This is a genomic window from Microcoleus sp. B9-D4, from assembly GCF_036705105.1.
Lineage (GTDB): Bacteria > Cyanobacteriota > Cyanobacteriia > Cyanobacteriales > Microcoleaceae > Microcoleus.
In genome coordinates this window covers 1-2,658 of the sequence record NZ_JAUBTS010000147.1, presented here as the reverse complement: position 1 = coordinate 2,658, position 2,658 = coordinate 1, and the positions used below count along the sequence as shown (strand labels likewise).

The 2,658-nt window shown below is 50.8% G+C and carries 1 protein-coding gene; it reads left to right on the top strand.

The window, feature by feature from the left end; translation table 11 throughout:
* Window positions 1-654 precede the first annotated feature (654 nt).
* Window positions 655-2,658 (top strand): two-partner secretion domain-containing protein (locus QUB24_RS33135; protein WP_333157816.1); only part of this gene is annotated, 2,004 nt, incomplete at its 3' end.

Here is a 2,658-nt window from a genome sequence, read left to right as displayed (position 1 = left end):
GTCCTTTTTGGACGGGCGGGACGCCCATCCCACAATAACAATTAAAATTGTAAGTTATTTAATTCGCGATCCTAAGTGTTTTCGTAAAAAAACTGGGTTTCTGCGTCCAGGAATGAAGAAGCAATTGACCGTTTCTGACGCACCCTACACTTTGTGTACCCGTTGCGTCCAGGACTTCTTATTTTTGTCATAATTTTAAGGGTCGGCAATTGTAGAGCCGGCTTTTTTTGTTGTTTATAAAAGGAAAAGAAAGATTTTTTACGTGGATTTTCCCCCGTCAGTTCTGGCCGCAGAAGGCAAATTTTTAAACCGCCATACTTCCTTCAAACTCTCACTAATGTAAAAAAAACGGTTTCTAGGGGTCGGAGTGCGTCTAGGAAAGCCAGTTTTTTTTATATGTCATCCGGAAGATACAGCTTCTAGGCATTGCGAGTTATATTTAGATTGTGGAGAAGATACGCTCGGGCAATTGCAAATGCAGAGGCAAATTTTACAGGGAAATTTTCCTCACTGAGTCGGGAAAGTGAGTCTGGAACGCACTTGCAGTCCGAAACCCGGTAGCTTCATAAATATACAGTCTTTAACCCCAAATTCTCAGAAAAACTAGGTTTATTTTCATATTTTTTTTGTCTATATTTTACCCATTAAAAACATATGGAAACCGCCAAAAATATTCAAATAAAGGCTAAATTCCTGTCCAAAAAAAGAATAAGCAAACTGGCAGTCTCTCTGCCAATTATCTTAATAAACCTTTACTTTTTGCAAGCAAAAGCCGAAGGTCAAACAATTGTTCCAGCGGCGGACGCAACGGGCACTACCGTCACTCCCGCAGCCCAAAACGGAACTCCTGGGCAGCCAACTCGCTTCGATATTCAAGGCGGACAATTATCGAGCGATCGACAAAATCTTTTCCACAGCTTTAAAGAATTCGGCTTGTCGGAAAATCAGATTGCCAACTTTATATCAAACCCCAACATTCGCAACATTTTAGCGGGCATAGGCGGCGGCAACCCGTCGATTATTAACGGCTTAATTCAAGTAACCGGCGGCAATTCTAACTTGTTTCTGATGAATCCATCCGGCATCATATTTGGCAACAGTGCCAGCTTAAACGTGCCGGCTTCTTTCACAGCAACCACCGCCACCGCTATTGGATTTGGTTCTAACTCGTTTAACGCTGTCGGTACTAGCACCTACACATCTCTGACAGGCGCGCCCAATTCCTTTGCTTTTGGGGCCGATCGAGCAGGGGCAATTATCAGCACGGCAGACTTAGCAGTCAAGTCAGGGCAGAACTTAACCTTGCTCGGTGGCACTGTTGTCAGCACAGGCAGCCTTTCGGCCCCAGACGGTCAAATTACCGTAGCATCAGTTTTGGGGACAAATTTAGTGCAGATCCGCCAGCGAGGCAATTTGCTGAGTTTGGAAATCGAGCCGCCCTCAGCGACTAGCAGCAGTGAAAGATCCAGCACAGCTTCGACATTCTCGATCGCAACCTTGCCCGAACTGCTCACAGGCATCGGTAAAACAAACGCTACAGGCCTCAGCGTCAATGCCAGCGGTGAAGTGGTACTCACGGCCTCTAACCGAGCAGTAGCTGCGGGGGACGTGGCACTAAAAGATGCAAACGCTCGGGCGATCGAAATTCAAGCAGCCAACACCATTGCAGTCAGCGGAAACCTGACAAGTTCCCAAGGCGGCGCGATCGCCCTAGAAGCTAGGGGCGACATTAGCACTGCGGATCTCGACTCCCACTCCGACACCACCGCAGGCGGCAACATCACCGTCACCAGCCGTACAGGAAAAGTAGAAACAGGCAATATCAACGCAGAGTCGATCGACGAAAACAGCAACGCCGGAGACGTTAGTATTGCAGCACCCTCAAGCACCATTCAAACAGGATTCATAGACGCCAACTCCGAAGAAAAACAAGGCGGCGAAGTCACCCTCAACGCGCGCAACGACATAGAAGTAACCCATATCAACACCGAAGGCCGAACAGGCGGAGGAGATATTGACATTACAGCCGGCCGTAATTTCCGAGCGACAGGCACTTTCACAAACGATCGCAACTGCTTGTCGCAAGCTTGCAGCATTTCCGCATCCACTACTGGTAGCGCTAATGGTGGAGATATCACCATTCGCCACGGCGGGGAAGCCTCGAACACTCTTTTCAGCGTCGGGCCCGACTATAACAAACTCAACGGTACTGCTGGCAGCATTGCCACTGGGGGTCCAAAGAAGGAAAATGTGATTACACAGGGAAGTTATTTCAGCCCCGACCCTCAGATAGTACAGCCGACCCAAATTAACATTACGGCTTCTTCTGTCTCGCCCACACCCGCACCGACACCCGCACCGACACCCGCACCGACACCGACACCGACACCAGCACCGACACCAGCGCCGACACCAGCGCCGACACCGACACCGACACCAGCACCGACACCAGCGCCGACACCAGCGCCGACACCAGCGCCGACACCAGCGCCGACACCAGCGCCGACACCAGCACCGACACCAGCGCCGACACCAGCACCGACACCAGCACCGACACCCGCACCGACACCAGCACCGACACCAGCGCCGACACCAGCACCAGCACCGACACCAGCGCCGACACCAGCACCGACACCAGCGCCGACACCAGCTCCGACA